Annotated in this window: 12 protein-coding genes; 9 read left to right on the forward strand and 3 right to left on the reverse strand. The window is 55.9% G+C overall.

Annotation, left to right across the window (positions count from 1 at the left end):
* Positions 1-9 precede the first annotated feature (9 nt).
* Positions 10-669 (reverse strand): aspartate/glutamate racemase family protein, encoded by a 660-nt coding sequence (locus tag KGA88_RS31065; RefSeq protein ID WP_223596705.1) that lies wholly within the window; start codon positions 667-669, stop codon positions 10-12.
* Between the two features lie 226 nt (positions 670-895).
* On the opposite strand from KGA88_RS31065, the gene KGA88_RS31070 reads away from it, so the two are divergent.
* From KGA88_RS31070 to KGA88_RS31085, 4 genes are all read left to right on the forward strand, one after another.
* The gene (locus KGA88_RS31070; RefSeq protein WP_223596799.1) at positions 896-1,834 is read left to right on the forward strand and encodes a GntR family transcriptional regulator; all 939 of its coding nucleotides are present in this window, start codon (positions 896-898) and stop codon (positions 1,832-1,834) included.
* A gap of 284 nt (positions 1,835-2,118) precedes the next feature.
* Entirely contained in the window at positions 2,119-3,246 is a 1,128-nt protein-coding gene (locus KGA88_RS31075) for an isocitrate/isopropylmalate dehydrogenase family protein (protein ID WP_223596707.1), read from the forward strand.
* Positions 3,247-3,320: 74 nt separating this feature from the next.
* The gene (otnK, locus tag KGA88_RS31080; RefSeq protein ID WP_223596709.1) at positions 3,321-4,589 is read left to right on the forward strand and encodes a 3-oxo-tetronate kinase; all 1,269 of its coding nucleotides are present in this window, start codon (positions 3,321-3,323) and stop codon (positions 4,587-4,589) included.
* Positions 4,590-4,631: 42 nt separating this feature from the next.
* Entirely contained in the window at positions 4,632-5,681 is a 1,050-nt protein-coding gene (locus KGA88_RS31085; protein WP_223596711.1) for an AbrB family transcriptional regulator, read from the forward strand.
* Between the two features lie 71 nt (positions 5,682-5,752).
* On the opposite strand, the gene KGA88_RS31090 is transcribed toward KGA88_RS31085, so the two are convergent.
* On the reverse strand, positions 5,753-6,391 hold the full coding sequence (locus KGA88_RS31090) for an aldolase (protein ID WP_223596713.1): 639 nt from the start codon (positions 6,389-6,391) through the stop codon (positions 5,753-5,755).
* Positions 6,388-7,353: a GntR family transcriptional regulator gene (locus KGA88_RS31095; protein WP_223596715.1), complete on the reverse strand. Its 966-nt coding sequence runs from the start codon at positions 7,351-7,353 to the stop codon at positions 6,388-6,390. Before KGA88_RS31095 ends, KGA88_RS31090 begins: the two co-directional genes overlap by 4 nt.
* Before the next feature lie 378 nt (positions 7,354-7,731).
* On the opposite strand from KGA88_RS31095, the gene KGA88_RS31100 reads away from it, so the two are divergent.
* From KGA88_RS31100 to acnA, 5 genes are all read left to right on the forward strand, one after another.
* Entirely contained in the window at positions 7,732-8,703 is a 972-nt protein-coding gene (locus tag KGA88_RS31100; RefSeq protein WP_411740879.1) for a Bug family tripartite tricarboxylate transporter substrate binding protein, read from the forward strand.
* Position 8,704: 1 nt separating this feature from the next.
* On the forward strand, positions 8,705-9,199 hold the full coding sequence (locus KGA88_RS31105) for a tripartite tricarboxylate transporter TctB family protein (RefSeq protein WP_223596717.1): 495 nt from the start codon (positions 8,705-8,707) through the stop codon (positions 9,197-9,199).
* Between the two features lie 22 nt (positions 9,200-9,221).
* Positions 9,222-10,730 (forward strand): tripartite tricarboxylate transporter permease, encoded by a 1,509-nt coding sequence (locus KGA88_RS31110; RefSeq protein WP_223596719.1) that lies wholly within the window; start codon positions 9,222-9,224, stop codon positions 10,728-10,730.
* A 49-nt stretch (positions 10,731-10,779) separates the two neighbouring features.
* The gene (locus KGA88_RS31115; RefSeq protein WP_223596721.1) at positions 10,780-11,673 is read left to right on the forward strand and encodes a LysR substrate-binding domain-containing protein; all 894 of its coding nucleotides are present in this window, start codon (positions 10,780-10,782) and stop codon (positions 11,671-11,673) included.
* Positions 11,674-11,814: 141 nt separating this feature from the next.
* Positions 11,815-14,493, forward strand: a complete 2,679-nt coding sequence (acnA, locus tag KGA88_RS31120; RefSeq protein WP_223596723.1) for an aconitate hydratase AcnA — start codon at positions 11,815-11,817, stop codon at positions 14,491-14,493.
* Positions 14,494-14,650 lie beyond the last annotated feature (157 nt).

The raw sequence follows: 14,650 nt of genomic DNA on the forward strand, positions 1-14,650 counted from the left end.
GCGCCAGCCTCAAGCTTGCAAAAGACGCCGAAGTTTCAAGACTGCACTGTCAGGTGTTGTCAGTACCTTGAGTCCGCTGGACAGACTGGCCTGTCGAGCGGCGCTGGTCATGGAAAATTGCGCGAAGCACAGCAGTTCACTGCCCGTTATGTCGCGAGCCCGCTCTGCAATAAGTTGATCATGGCCGTCTTGATTGCCGCTGCGCAGTTCCTCGAAAGCGTTGTCGCAGACATACGTCGCCAATTCGATCTGCCGGCCTTGCTCGCGTGCATGTTGCTCAAATTCCTCGACCATCGATGTAATAGCCGGCTGAAAAGTTGCTAAGAGAGCCAGTTTTTCGGTGCTTCGCAGCGCCTCTTCGATCATGGCTTCGTTCGGTTTGAGCACCGGTATATCGAGCGCATGCTTGCACCGGTCAATGGCGTCGCCAAATGCCGAGCAAGTGAACAAAATGGCATCTGCGCCTGATTCTGCTGCGTAGGTAGCGAGTTTAAAAAAGCGTTCATTCAGTGCCGGGGTGAGTTCGCCAGCATCCGCTAGATCGCGGGACAACGAGTCCTCCAACAGGTTGGCCAGTCTGGCCTCAGGCCAAAGTCGCGCGAATGCTTCACTGATCGGCGCAATGGAAACAGGTGTGGCATGGATCAGATAGATAAGCGGTGCAGTCATGAGATTCCCCTGGCGTAAGGATGGGATTGAGTAGACGCTGCGAGCACTGCATCGCCGTAGCGTGTTGATGTACATCAGGTGTGTTATTTTTCTGCAAGGCCCCGGAATGTGGCGTCATGGATTAACCCCATGCCTGTGCATTGACTCCATCCTCCTCTGATTACTGGTTTCCATGAATTCAGCAGAACCGACTCTTGAACAACCATTGACGGGCGATATGTCCAAAATGAAGCCCAAGATCAAGAAAGACCTTGCGGAGCAACTGGCGCCCAAGATCATTGATATGGCTCGAGCCAGATCCATGCGCGCCGGTGATCCGCTGCGCGAGGAGTCGTTCGCCAAGGAACTGGGCGTTTCCCGCTCGCCGATAAGGCGTGGATTTGCACTGCTCGCCGAGCTTGGACTGGCCATCAAGGAGCCCAATCGTGGGTATTTCCTGACGGCTGATGCACGCGGTATCGACAGTGGCAAGTTGCCGTTGGAAGTCGACCCTTTTGAAGACTTTTACCTGCGTGTGGTCGACGACGTGCTTCGCGGTGATATCCCCACCACATTTTTCGAAGCCGAATTGATGCGTAAGTACGAGGTGCCTCGGGGACAACTGTTGAAGGTCTTGAGCCGCCTGGCCAACGAAGCAATGGTTGAGCGCAAGCCTGGGCAAGGCTGGGAGATCAACAGCTTCCTGCATGACTCCAAGGCTCATATCCAGAGTTACCGGTTTCGCATGGCAATCGAACCTGCGGCGGTACTCGAACCCGGTTATGAGGTCGACAAGGTTGCCTTTGCCAAAGCTCGGGAGGCTCAGCAACAATTGCTCGACGGTGACATTTTCAAGCTGTCGCGATCGCAGCTGTTTCAGATTGGCGCTCAATTGCATGAACTGATAGTCCGGTGCTCGGGCAATGCGTTCTTTCTTGAGGCCATTCGCAGACAAAACCAGTTGCGTCGATTCATGGCCTACAAGGCCAACGTGGATCGGCCTCGGTTGATCAACCAGTGTAAAGAACACATCCATCTTCTGGATCTCATCGAAAGTGGCCAACGCGAAGCGGCTGCAGCTTTCCTGCGTAATCATCTTGATGTCGTCGGACGGCAAAAAACCGAAAAAGAAGCCAGGGACGAACTGGAATACCAGCGAAGCCTTGAGGTTTCGATCGTCAGTTAACCCGCAGCTCGTTCATCACCAATACCCTTTAGACGGCGCCGAGCAATGGATCGCCGTCGACGGTGCCGTGTCCGCCATTCCTTTCAAACATTTCTCACTGTCCCTCATCGCCTTTTGGAACCATTGAGCGCAAAGGTTGCATGAATTGTATATTCATGCAATAAAATGCAATCTGCTGATCTGGAAAATGACACAACGCTGGCTTCCTCGGCCCCACTGAAGGCGATTGGTTAAAAAAACATTTCGCGAGTATTGTACGTTGTGATTACGATGTACATAAAAGGGTGCTGATCCGACAGGCTGGCTTAACAATCCGCTCAAATAAAAAACAAGGGTTAACGATGCGTATTCTGGTGCTTCCTGGTGACGGTATTGGTCCCGAAATCATTGAGTCATCGATGTTGGTACTGCAAGCAGCCAACCAAAAATTCGATCTTGGACTGAGCTTCGATTACGACGATGTCGGGTTCTCCAGTCTTGAAAAGCACGGCACCACACTGCGAGATGATCTGCTGCAGAAGGCCAAGTCCTACGACGGCATCATTCTCGGTACCCAGTCTCACGCCGATTATCCTGCACCCGAAAAGGGCGGTCGCAATGTCTCTGCCGGCTTCCGTATTGGCCTGGATTTGTATGCCAACGTTCGCCCGGCCCGTACCCGTCCTTTCCTGACTTCGAACATGAAGGAAGGCAAGACAATGGACTTGGTCATCATGCGCGAAGCGACTGAAGGCTTTTATCCAGATCGCAACATGAGTCGAGGCTGGGGCGAAGTGATGCCAACCCCGGACATCGCGTTGTCTACCCGAAAGATCACGCGCCATTGCAGCGAGCGTATAGCACGGCGGGCGTTCGAACTGGCCATGAAGCGTGAAAAGAAAGTCACTGCCATTCACAAGGCCAACAGCTTTCACATGACCGATGGCTTGTTCCTGGAGTGCGTTAGCAACGTAGCCAAAGACTTCCCGGAAGTCACACTCGACGATTTGCTGGTTGATGCCTCGACGGCTCACCTGGTTCGCAATCCTGAGCGCTTTGATGTGCTGGTAGCCACGAACTTCTACGGTGACATCATCAGCGATCTGGCCAGCGAATTGTCGGGCAGTCTGGGGCTGGCCGGCTCGATGATGGCCAGCGACAGCCACTGCTGTGCTCAGGCACAACACGGTTCGGCTCCGGACATTGCCGGCCTGGACAAGGCCAATCCGGTCTCGATGATCTTGTCCGTCAGCATGCTGCTGCAATGGATGGGCGAGCACCGTGACGAACCGGCATTGATCGACGCCGGGTTGTCGATGGACAGGGCAGTCGATGCCGTGTTGGAAAATCCTCTGCAACGTACCCCGGACCTTGGTGGATCTTTCGGGACTCAGGCGTTCGGTCAAGCTGTCGCCAAAGTCATTCTTCGCTGATTCCTGTGGGACGGCATGCTGGGATAGCGGGCATGCCGCTCACGACTTGCGCGAACAAAAACAAGGAGCGAAGAATGAGTCAATTACTACTCGGTTGCATCGCAGATGATTTCACCGGCGGCACCGATCTGGCCAGTACTCTGGTTCGTGGCGGAATGCGTACGTTGCAAGTAGTCGGTGTACCTGATGGGCCGCTTCCGGATGATATCGATGCGGTGGTCATTGCCCTGAAAAGCCGTACCGTGAGTTGCGAAGTAGCGGTCAGCGAGTCATTGAAAGCATTGCATTGGTTACGTGCTGCGGGCTGCCAGCAGTTTTTTTTCAAGTATTGCTCGACGTTTGACTCCACCCCAAGTGGGAATATCGGTCCTGTGGCCGACGCTCTTGCAGAAGCCTTGGGCGTGACGTTCGTCGTGGCATGCCCAGCGTTTCCAGAAAACAAACGCACTATTTTCCAAGGTCATTTGTTTGTCGGCGATCTGCTGTTGAGTGAATCCGGGATGCGCAATCATCCTCTGACGCCCATGACCGACGCCAATCTGGTGCGGGTGCTGCAGCAGCAGACGCACAAGCTGGTTGGCCTGGTTGCACATGGGATTGTCCGTCAGGGGGTGGATGCCCTTTCGTTGGCATTCCGCGACTTGGAGGCGCAAGGCTGCGGTTACGCCATTGTCGACGCCATCGATGATGAGCAGCTGTACGCAATAGGGCACGCGGCCGCCAGTCACAAGCTGGTGACTGGCGGATCCGGTGTTGCCTTGGGCTTACCCGACAATTTCCGCCGTGCCGGCTTGATGGGTGAACACGATGCCGCGTCGACACTTCCCTATATCGATGGTTTGGGTGCTGTAGTGTCTGGCAGCTGTTCCCTGGCAACCAATGCTCAGGTCGATTGCTGGCGAAAGAACCGTCCGAGTTTTGCCCTCGATCCGTTGCTTCTCGCTAACGGTCATGACCAGGTAAGTGAAGCGCTTGAGTGGGCGCGAGATCTGATTCACGCCGGTCCGGTCCTGATCTACGCAAGTGCTGAGCCCGAGTCGGTGAAATACGCCCAGCGCAAGCTAGGCATTGAAGCCGCGGGAGAGCTCGTTGAAAGCGCGCTATCGGCAGTAGCTGTCGGGCTGTACCACATGGGTGTGCGCAAATTGGTGGTGGCTGGGGGCGAGACTTCCGGGGCTGTGGTCAAGGCACTTGGGGTCAGGGCGCTGAGAATAGGTGCACTGATCGATCCGGGAGTGCCTTGGACCGTTGGCTTACGCAACGATCCAGTGGCCCTGGCACTCAAATCCGGCAATTTCGGTTCTGTGGATTTCTTCGAAAAGGCCCTGGCCAATGCGCCATGAATTGTCAGTCTGCCGACGTCTCGACAGGACCGGGATGACCGTATGAAAGCGTTTTTTACTTCGATGGGATTGTGGTGGGCGACGCCGCTGGTTGGCATTATTGGGGCGTTGCTCGCCAGCTACTTTAATTGGCCGTTGCCCTGGATTATCGGCTCAATGTTGGCCGTCATCATGGTGCGATGTCTGGGCTGGCGAGTGGGCGAAATTCCCTACGGACGCCTGTCGGGCCAGTGGATGATCGCGACCTCCATCGGACTGCATTTCACACCCGCGGTATTGGAACAAATCCTCGGGCATTTCATGATGATGTTGTCTGCGGCAATCCTGACATTGCTATTGGCATTGTTGGGCATAGAGTTCATGCGGCGCAAAGGCATGGATTTGACTACCGCATTTTTTGCGTTCATGCCGGCCAACTTTTCCGAAATGATCCAGGCAGGTATCAGGCACAAGGCCAATGTCAGTCAAATTGCTGCAGCGCACAGCATGCGCCTGGTGCTAATCGTTCTGTGTGTGCCGCCCGCAATGTTTTTTACTGCTCATATCTCGCCATCGGTAGTGCATGCCCGATTGCCCAGTGACTGGTATTGGCTGCTGCCGTTGCTGGCAGGCGGAGCGTTGACGGCTGTCATCTGGAAACGCTGCAGATGGCCAAACCCCTGGATGTTCGGGCCGATGGCCTTGTGTGCTGCGGTCACTGCCAGCTTCAACCTGCAAACGGCATTGCCCGTGGAACTCAGCCACTATGGGCAATTGATGATTGGTTGTGCGCTTGGCGGCTACTTCGATCGCCACTTTTTTCGATCGTCACCGGCGTACTTGCTCAAGGTTTCGCTGTTCACCTTGATCATGATTCTTTCCACCGTAGCGCTGGCGGCGGTGATCGCATTCTGGTTGCAGGTTCCGTTATTGACGCTGGCCCTGGGCATGATGCCGGGCAGCAGCACGGAAATGTATCTGACCGCTGAGGCGTTGAACCTTGCCGTCGGGGTCGTCACTGCCATGCAAATCATGCGGCTGGTGGTGGTGATGCTCTGTGCCGAGCCTGTTCATGGATTGTGGTTGAAACGCTTGCGCCGCCCCGAAAAATGAGTAGTTGATCGAGTGGTTCCAGTGCTGCGCGAGGATGATGCCTCCCGCAGCAAGGTCGGCGGTGGTGAAGGCTACCACTTGGCGCCGAATGTGCTCCGCAGTTCTTCAATCGCTTGCTCATCAAGTGGAGCAGGCTTTGGGTTGCTCATCATCCAGAGCTTTGCCGTTTCTTCGAGTTCTTCCAGCGCGAAGCTCGCCTTGGACACTGAACTTTCCCACACCACGGGGCCGAGTCGTTCGAGCATGACGCCGCGAACCCGCAGCGCCCATTGCGCTACTTGTACAGCGACATCGGGTGAGCCTGGACGTTGATAGGCGATCAAAGGGATGCGGCCCACTTTCATCACCTGATAAGGGGTCAGTGGCGGCAGGATCTCGTCATTGCTCCATACCCCATTCAGTGTCAACGCCACCAGTGCGCTGGAGTGTGTGTGAACCACGCCGTTAACCGACGGATTGCGGTCGTAGACCTGGCAATGCAGCTCCAGGGTTTTCGATGGCTTACTGCCTGAAATCCAAGTGCCGTCCTTGCTGACCTTGGCGATTGCATCGGGTGTCAACCTTCCAAGGCAAGCGTCCGTGGGGGTAATCAACCAGCCGTCCTCCAGGCGCGCACTGATGTTGCCGGCGCTGCCAACGGTATAGCCACGGGCGTAAAGGCTTGCCCCGACCGTGCATATTTCTTCACGCAACTGCTGTTCGGTAGTCAATGGTTGCTCTCCTCAAGAATTGCTGCCACGCCAAGCTCGGGGTCGGAAAGAGAGCTGCTGACCTCAGTGGATAACGAATACAGTTTCAGGATCGGTGATTTGTCTGCGAATGAGCCACTTAAGTGCTGCTGCATCAATTGCGCCGCCTCAGCGTTGTTGCCTTGTTCGACCAGCTCAATCATTTGGATGTGTTCGGCGCACTGTTTGTAAAATCGGTTTCGGTCGATCATCGAGCGGTATTCGATCAACCGCCGCATGTTGTTCATCTGAACCAGAATCATGTGGAAGAGCGGGTTGCCAGAGAGTTGAATAAACTCTTCGTGGAAGCGAATACCGCTTTTGAGCAAGGCATCTGCGGGCAGGGTTTCGATTCCACCGTCGAGAAGACTCTGCTGCTCTTTCTTCAACCGTTGCAGCGTCCCAGGGTCCGGCTGGTAGGTCGGTTCCAGCAGTGCAGCTGGTTCGATCAGCGAGCGCACTTTATAGATCTGATCGAGGCTTTCCGGGGTTTTTGCCACATCCAGAAAGCGCCAGCCGTAACCCGGTTTCGAAGTGACCCAGCCAACCTTCGCAGCGCGATTGAGTACGTCGATTACCTGGGATTTAGTCAGGTCGTAGCGGGAGCGCAAAAACTGCTCGGTGACTTCACCGGGAATGGCATTGTTCAACCAGTCTTCGGAAAGCCGGTAATACGCATCCGGCTCCTCAAACGGTACGACTTCGTCGGGAATTTCTTCCGAGTCCTGGAGTGAATCGAGAACGAAAAAACCGCGATTGGGCAGTTGTTCGAGGATCGATTGTTCCGAAAGCAGTATCAGTGCCTCGCGTGCTGGTGAACGCGATACGTTGAATTCATCAGCTACTTTCTGCGCACGGAGGTGGGCGCCCAAGGGCAATGCACCGGTCTGGATTTTCTGCCTGATTTGCGCTGCGATTCTATCTACCAAGGTGCTTGAGGCCATACATGTGATCACTTACAAAAGGGATGAGTGTTGCTGCCACCGCTGAATGTGAACCAAGACTTTGTGAAGTCCATAACGCCATAATTGCATTTATGAATGCAAATATGCAGATTTTTAGATTTTTTTCCTGGAAATCTGGCTTGGTATCGGTCCTCTCAGATAAAAGGCGAAGACTTTCGATAATATTGTACTTCGTAACCTTGCAAAGCAATTCTTGCTGAGGTCTATTAGGTAACGCAGCACGCAAACGATGTGGCAGGCGTGGGGAGCTTGAGAAACAGAGGCGTGAACTACGCTTTTTCGCAAGCTCTATCGGGTTAACGCCTTGGGCAACGTTCTACCGGCACCAACAAAAACAATAGTATCGGGAGACAACTCATGTTCACTTCATTCCGTCGATCCAGCTGTCGCATGCCTATCGCAACCGCCGTTGCCGCGATTGTGCTTTCAACCTCTGCCCTGGCACTGGATACGGTCAAATTCATGGCCCCAGGTTCGGTAGGCGGGGGATATGACCAAACCGCAAGAATTCTGGGTAAAGCCTTGATTGAGGCCAATGCTGTCAAATCCCTGACCTTCGAGAACAAGGGCGGAGCAGGAGGGACCTTGGGGCTGGCTCAATTTGCCAACAGTACGAAGGGAGATCCGAATGCATTGCTCGTTGTGGGCGCCAACATGGTGACCTCCGAAGAGCAGAACAAACCGCAAATCACGATGAAGGATGTCACTCCCATTGCCCGGCTTTTCACCGAGTACAACGTGCTTGCCGTCAGTGAGGCGTCGCCCTACAAAACGCTGGAAGACTTGCTGAGTGCCTTCAAGGCCAATCCATCGAGTATAAAATGGGGTGGTGGCTCCAAGGGCTCGATCGACCACATTGGCATCGCTGAATTGGCCAGCAAGATGGACGTACCGATCAACATGGTCAACTACGTCGCCTATGCCGGTGGTGGCGAAGTCGTTGCCGCTACGTTGGGTGGCCATATCACGGTCATTACCGGAGGTTATGCCGAGCTTGCCAAGTATGTCCAGGCCAAGCAGTTCCGTTTGCTGGCCATCGGCGCGCCGGAGCGCGTACCAGGCATTGATGCGCCGACTCTCAAAGAGAAAGGCTACGACGTCACGATCAACAACTGGCGTGGCGTTTACGGGGCAGCGGGCCTTTCCCCCGATCAGCGCAAGCAAGTGATCGATGCGGTTCTCGCCGCGACCAACAGCAAAGTCTGGCAAGAAAACGTCAAGGTCAACGCGTGGTCACCGAGCATTCTGACCGGCGACGAATTCGGCAAGTTTGTCGAAGACGATCACGTGCGGTTGCGTGCGATGTTGGTCAAGGTCGGGCTGCTTTGAGATGAGCCGGCATGGCAGGGTAGTGCCGACACAACTTGCCGTCAGTGCAGGCCTGGTTTTAATCAGTGCTGTACTGGCTTACGGCGCCTTCCGGTTTCCACCGGAGAGGGGCTACGTCATCCTTGCGGCCTACGTGTATCCCTATGCCGTGGCGGCATTTGTGGGAGTCGTAGGCCTGCTGCTGAGCTATCAGGCAGTCACCAGTGGTTTTCGCAATCTCGCTGATCATGACGATGAGGCTGCTAAAGCATTGCCCGGCGGTAAAGCCGGTGTGGCCTGGGTGACCGTGGGGCTTTTGGGTGTCGCCCTGCTGATTGAGCTCATCGGGTTCGTTCTGGCGGCCGGGTTGCTGTTTGCCTTGTCGGCGCGGGGCTTCGGTAGTCGTCGTCCGGTGCAGGATCTTGCCATCGGCATCGCCCTGACCTTACCGATCTACTGGCTGTTCAACGCCGGGCTGGGAGTCTCCCTTCCGTCGTTAGTCAACATGTGGATCTGATCTGACCGGAGGAGTGAACAAGTTGGAAATTCTTTCAAGCTTGGCAATCGGTTTTTCCGCTGCACTCCAACCGATCAACTTGATCTGGGGGTTTGTTGGCTGTTTGCTCGGTACGGCGATTGGTGTGTTGCCTGGAATCGGGCCGGCGCTGACGGTGGCGTTGCTGCTGCCGATTACCGCCAAAGTCGATCCCACCGGGGCTTTGATCATGTTCGCCGGTATTTATTACGGCGCGCAGTTTGGCGGCTCCACGACCTCCATCTTGCTCAATACCCCAGGGGAATCATCCTCCATGGTCACGGCATTGGAGGGCAACCTCATGGCTCGCAATGGGCGGGCGGGACCAGCACTGGCCACAGCAGCAATAGGCTCGTTCGTGGCGGGAACGATAGCGACGATTCTTCTGACGCTGTTCGCCCCTATTGTTGCCACGCTGGCGTTGAAGTTTGGTCCCGCGGAGTATTTTGCGATTCTGGTGTTGTCGTTCACCACGGTCTCCGCGGTGCTGGGAGCCTCCATGTTGCGAGGTTTTGCCTCTCTGGGGATCGGCTTGGTCATTGGCTTGATCGGGCTTGACTCCACCTCGGGTATCGCCCGCTACACCTGGGGTGTACCTGAGATGGTCGATGGCATTGAGGTCGTGCTCGTGGCGGTGGGGTTGTTCGCTGTGGGGGAGGCGTTATACAGCCTGCTGTATCAAAAAGAAGAGGCATCGGGCCGGCATCGCTTGACCTCGCTTTGGATGACGCGTGCTGACTGGAAACGATCGGTTCCAGCCTGGCTCAGGGGAACGATGATCGGTTTTCCTTTTGGCTCAATCCCGGCCGGAGGTGCCGAGATTCCGACGTTCCTTTCATATTCTACTGAACGCAAATTGAGTAAACACCCGGAGGATTTTGCGGCCAGCAAGGGGAAAGGGGCCATCGAAGGAGTAGCAGGTCCAGAAGCTGCCAATAATGCAAGCGCAACGGGTTCGTTGGTGCCGCTGCTGACACTTGGCATTCCGACATCGGCTACTGCGGCGATATTGTTGGCAGCGTTTCAGAACTACAACCTGCAGCCGGGTCCAATGCTGTTCCAGACTTCGGGTGATCTGGTCTGGACCTTGGTGGCTTCGCTCTACATCGGTAACGTCATCCTGCTGGTGTTGAATCTTCCCCTGGTCGGTCTATGGGTCAAACTCCTGCAGATTCCACGACCGTACCTCAACGCCGGCATTTTGGTGTTTGCCACTATTGGTGTGTACGGCATGCGTCATTCCTCTTTCGATCTGTTGCTCATGCTCGCCATCGGCTGGGGCGGTGTCGTCATGCGTCGATTCGATTTTCCAGTCGCGCCGGTGATAGTCGGCATGTTGTTGGGGCCGATGGCCGAAAAACAACTGCGCAATGCGCTGTCCATCAGTCAGGGCGACTGGATGGTCTTCCTGACGCAACCCATAGCTGCCTCGATTCTCGCGCTGACGCTGTTGGTGCTGCTGATCCCGCACCTGCTTCACGCACGCGGCATCAAGTTGCATGAAGATGATTGATGTGCGGTGGCGGTGTGCTCACCACATCATTTCAACAAGGAATTAAAGGGTGCGATACGACATAACCAGCCTGGATCTGTTCATTACGGTTGCCGAGGAACGCAACCTGACCCGCGCTGCCCGAATCAAGCATCTTGCGGTGTCGGCCATCAGCAAGCGCATTTCCGAGCTTGAAGCGCAGGTGGGTTCTTCCCTGCTTATCCGTAATGCACGAGGCGTCGATCTGACACCCGCGGGACAATCATTGCTGTTTTACGCTCGCCAGGTGAAGCAGACCATTGAGCAACTGGATCATGAGCTTGGCGACTATGCGGCCGGCGTGAAGGGCCATGTTCGCATTCATGCGATCACCTCTGCTCTGTCTCAGTTCTTGCCGGACGATGTGTCGCGCTTCGTGTCGCTCTATCCGCAGATAAAGTTCGATATCGAAGAGCGGGTGGGTTCAGCGGTCATTCGGGCCGTGGCTGATGGGCGGGCTGACTTGGGCATCATTGCCGCACAGACCGCTGCGCAAGGCCTCGAAACAATGCCTTATCGCAATGATGAACTGACCTTGGTCGTACCGGCAGGGCACCCACTGGCGACTCATGAGTCGGTGCGTTTCAAAGAGGTGTTGGAGCATGAGTTTGTCGGTCCGCACCTGGAAAGCTCCATGCATACCCTGTTGACGAGCGAGGCCGAAAAACTGGGCATGGCGCTCCAACTCAGGATTCGAATCAGCAGCTTCGACTGCATGTGCCGCATGGTCTCGACAGGTTTGGGGCTGGCTGTACTGCCGCGCAGTGTGATTAACCAGTATCTACGAAGCCACAAACTCAAGGCCGTGACCCTGGACGAGCCTTGGGCCCGGCGATCACTGCTACTGGTCTTCAAGAAGTACGACAGCGCTTCACCCACGCTGAAAACCCTCATCGATCATTTGAACCATCGCAGTGATGACTGAGCGTTCTCCGATGGAGAACGCTGGTATGGCAATTGATCAATTTTCAAGCGTACGGGTTGGCAATAACATCGGCTCATCAGCGGTAACGATTGGCCGAACCCGTACCCCGCGACCATTATAAAAAGCCTGAGCGAAATGAGCATGACCGAGACTGCCTGCGACTTAATCAACCATCTGGTGATCGATAACGAGCCTTTTGCTTACATCGATTTAAACAAGATGCTGTCCCCCATGCAGGTATCGAAGCTTCCCTATTCGATCCGCATCCTGTTGGAGAACGTAGCGCGTTGCTCGCCCGAATCGCTGCCGTCGGTTCTGGCTCGCGCCATAGGGCAGGGCCCGGACTGCGAAGTACCGTTTCAGCCCAACCGCCTGATGTTCCATGACACTACCTGCCTGCCAGCACTGGCAGATTTTGCCGGTATGCGCGATGTGGTGGCCGAGTTAGGCGGCGATCCAAAAGCCATGAATCCACTGATTCCGGCGGTGCTGACGATCGATCATTCCGTCATCGTTGAACGTTACGCCGAAGCCGATGCGGTCGAGAAGAATCTGGACATCGATTTCCGTCGCAACAGCGAACGCTACCGCTTTATCAAATGGGCGCAGAAGAGCCTGGATAACTTCGGAGTGATCCCGCCAGGTACTGGCATTATTCATCAGATGAACATGGAAGCCCTGGCGCAGGTGGTCTGGGAAAGCCGCACTGAAGATGGTCAGCGTCTGCTCCATCCAGATGACATGGTCGCCACCGACAGCCATACACCCATGATCAATGCCATCGGCGTGTTGGGCTGGGGGGTGGGCGGACTTGAAGGGCAGGCGGCCATGGTCGGCGAGCCAGTACCGATCAGCTTCCCGAAAGTGGTTGGCATCCGCGTGACCAACACTCTGCGTCCGGGGGTTACGGCCACTGACCTGTCGCTGCACGTGGCTGAAATCCTGCGTAAGCGCTCGGTGGTCGGCAAGTTTGTCGAGTTCACCGGGCCGGGGCTTTCTTCCCTGAGCTGGGCGGCCCGTGGCACCGTGTCCAACATGGCGCCTGAATACGGCGCCACCGTGGTGTTCTTCCCCTTCGACGATGAAACGCTGTCCTACTTGAAGCTCAGCGGCCGCTCCGAGTCGTTGTGCCACAAGGTCGTCAGCTACATGAGTGCTCAGCCTCTATGGCGACGTGATGAACTCGCCGAGCCGCAGTTCGATGAATTGATCGAGCTGGACCTGACCAGTATTGAGGCGAGCGTCGCCGGTCCGCATCAGCCGCACCAGCGGCAGAAGCTGTCCAACGCAGCGGCCTCGTTTCGCAAAGAGGTGATGGGCGGCGTCAACCTGATTGCCGGACCTGCAGAACAGACGTTCTTCGAACCGTCATTCAATGAGTCGATCACCCACGGCGCGGTGGTCATGTCCGCAATCACCAGTTGCACCAATACCGCTAACCCGTCGCAGATGATCCAGGCCGGGCTTTTGGCTCGCAAGGCACGCCAGCTTGGGATCAATCGCAAACCATGGGTCAAAACTTCGCTTTCTCCCGGTTCCCGTGTAGTGGCTGACTACCTGGCAGAAGCCAATCTGCTGGAAGACTTTTCTGCGTTGGGCTTTGACCTCGCCGGTTTCGGTTGCATGACCTGTATTGGTAACTCGGGCTCACTCGAGGAGCACGTTGAACATTTTGCCGATCAAGGCCTGAAGGGCGTGGTGGTTCTATCGGGTAACCGCAACTTTGAAGGTCGGGTCAATCCTAAAGTGCCTGCCGGTTACCTGGCATCCCCAGCGCTGTGCGTGGCTTATGCCATCGCCGGGACCATCGATATCGATCTAGAGTCGCAAGCCGTGGCCGAAGATCGCCATGGCAATCCCGTATTTTTGCGCGATCTGATGCCGTCCGATGCGGAAATCGCCGCTCAGGTCGCCAAGGTGGTTAAGCCCGAGTTCTTCCAGCAGCGCCTGGCCAAGGTCTGGGAAGGCACGCATCACTGGCAATCGCTATCGGCCGAAGGCAGTGTGCAATTTCCATGGAGCCCGAATTCAACCTACCTGCGTCGCCCGCAGTACCTGGCCGACATTCCAGCCGATCCGAAAACCACCTTGGCCATCAACGGTGCGCGCACCTTAATGGTGTTGGGCGACAACGTCACCACTGACCATATATCGCCTGCCTATTCCATTCCTGCCGATAGCCTGGCCGGACAATGGTTACTTGAGCGTGGTGAGCATCCTCAGGACCTCAACCAGTACTCCACACGTCGCAGCAACCATGAAGTCATGTTGCGTGGCGCGTTCACCAACAAAGCTGTGAAGAATCGCTTGCTGGGTGATGTTCAGCCGGGCCTGGGAGCGTGGGCCTGGAATGCCGATCACACCCAGTGCTTGCCATTGTATGAGGCCGCCAAGAGTTATGCGGCGCTGCATACCCCCATGGTCGTTTTCGCGGGCATCAACTACGGCGCAGGTTCCAGCCGCGACTGGGCAGCCAAAGCCCAAATGCTGTTGGGGGTGAAGGCCGTAGTAGCGCAGAGCATCGAGCGTATCCATCGCAGCAACCTGATCGGTATGGGCGTCATCCCATTGCAGTTCAAGCCAGGCCAATCGGTCGATGACCTGGCGCTGCAGGGCGACGAACGCTTCGACTTCCTTGGCCTGGATGACCTGGGCGTTGGCGACAACCGCGTGAACATGCTTATCCACCGTGGCAACGGTGAGCAGCAGCAGGTGGAACTAGGCGTGCGTATCGACTCCCTTCAAGAGATTCGATACCTGGTCAACGGCGGAGTACTGCCTTTTGTCATCCGCAAGGTTGTTCAGCGAACGCGACACTGATTCAACCTCTGGGCCTCTCCCGGGGCCCGGGCCGTTGTAACTGACAAAAATAAGGAACAGCCTCCATGCAAAGCGACGATCAGGGCGCCGGTACGACCTCGCCTGAAATTCAACAATTCACCGGTGCAACACGCCGTACTGTACTCAAGCAAGTGAG

Origin of the sequence: Pseudomonas sp. A-R-19 (assembly GCF_019956575.1) — a bacterium.
Classification (GTDB): Bacteria; Pseudomonadota; Gammaproteobacteria; order Pseudomonadales; family Pseudomonadaceae; genus Aquipseudomonas.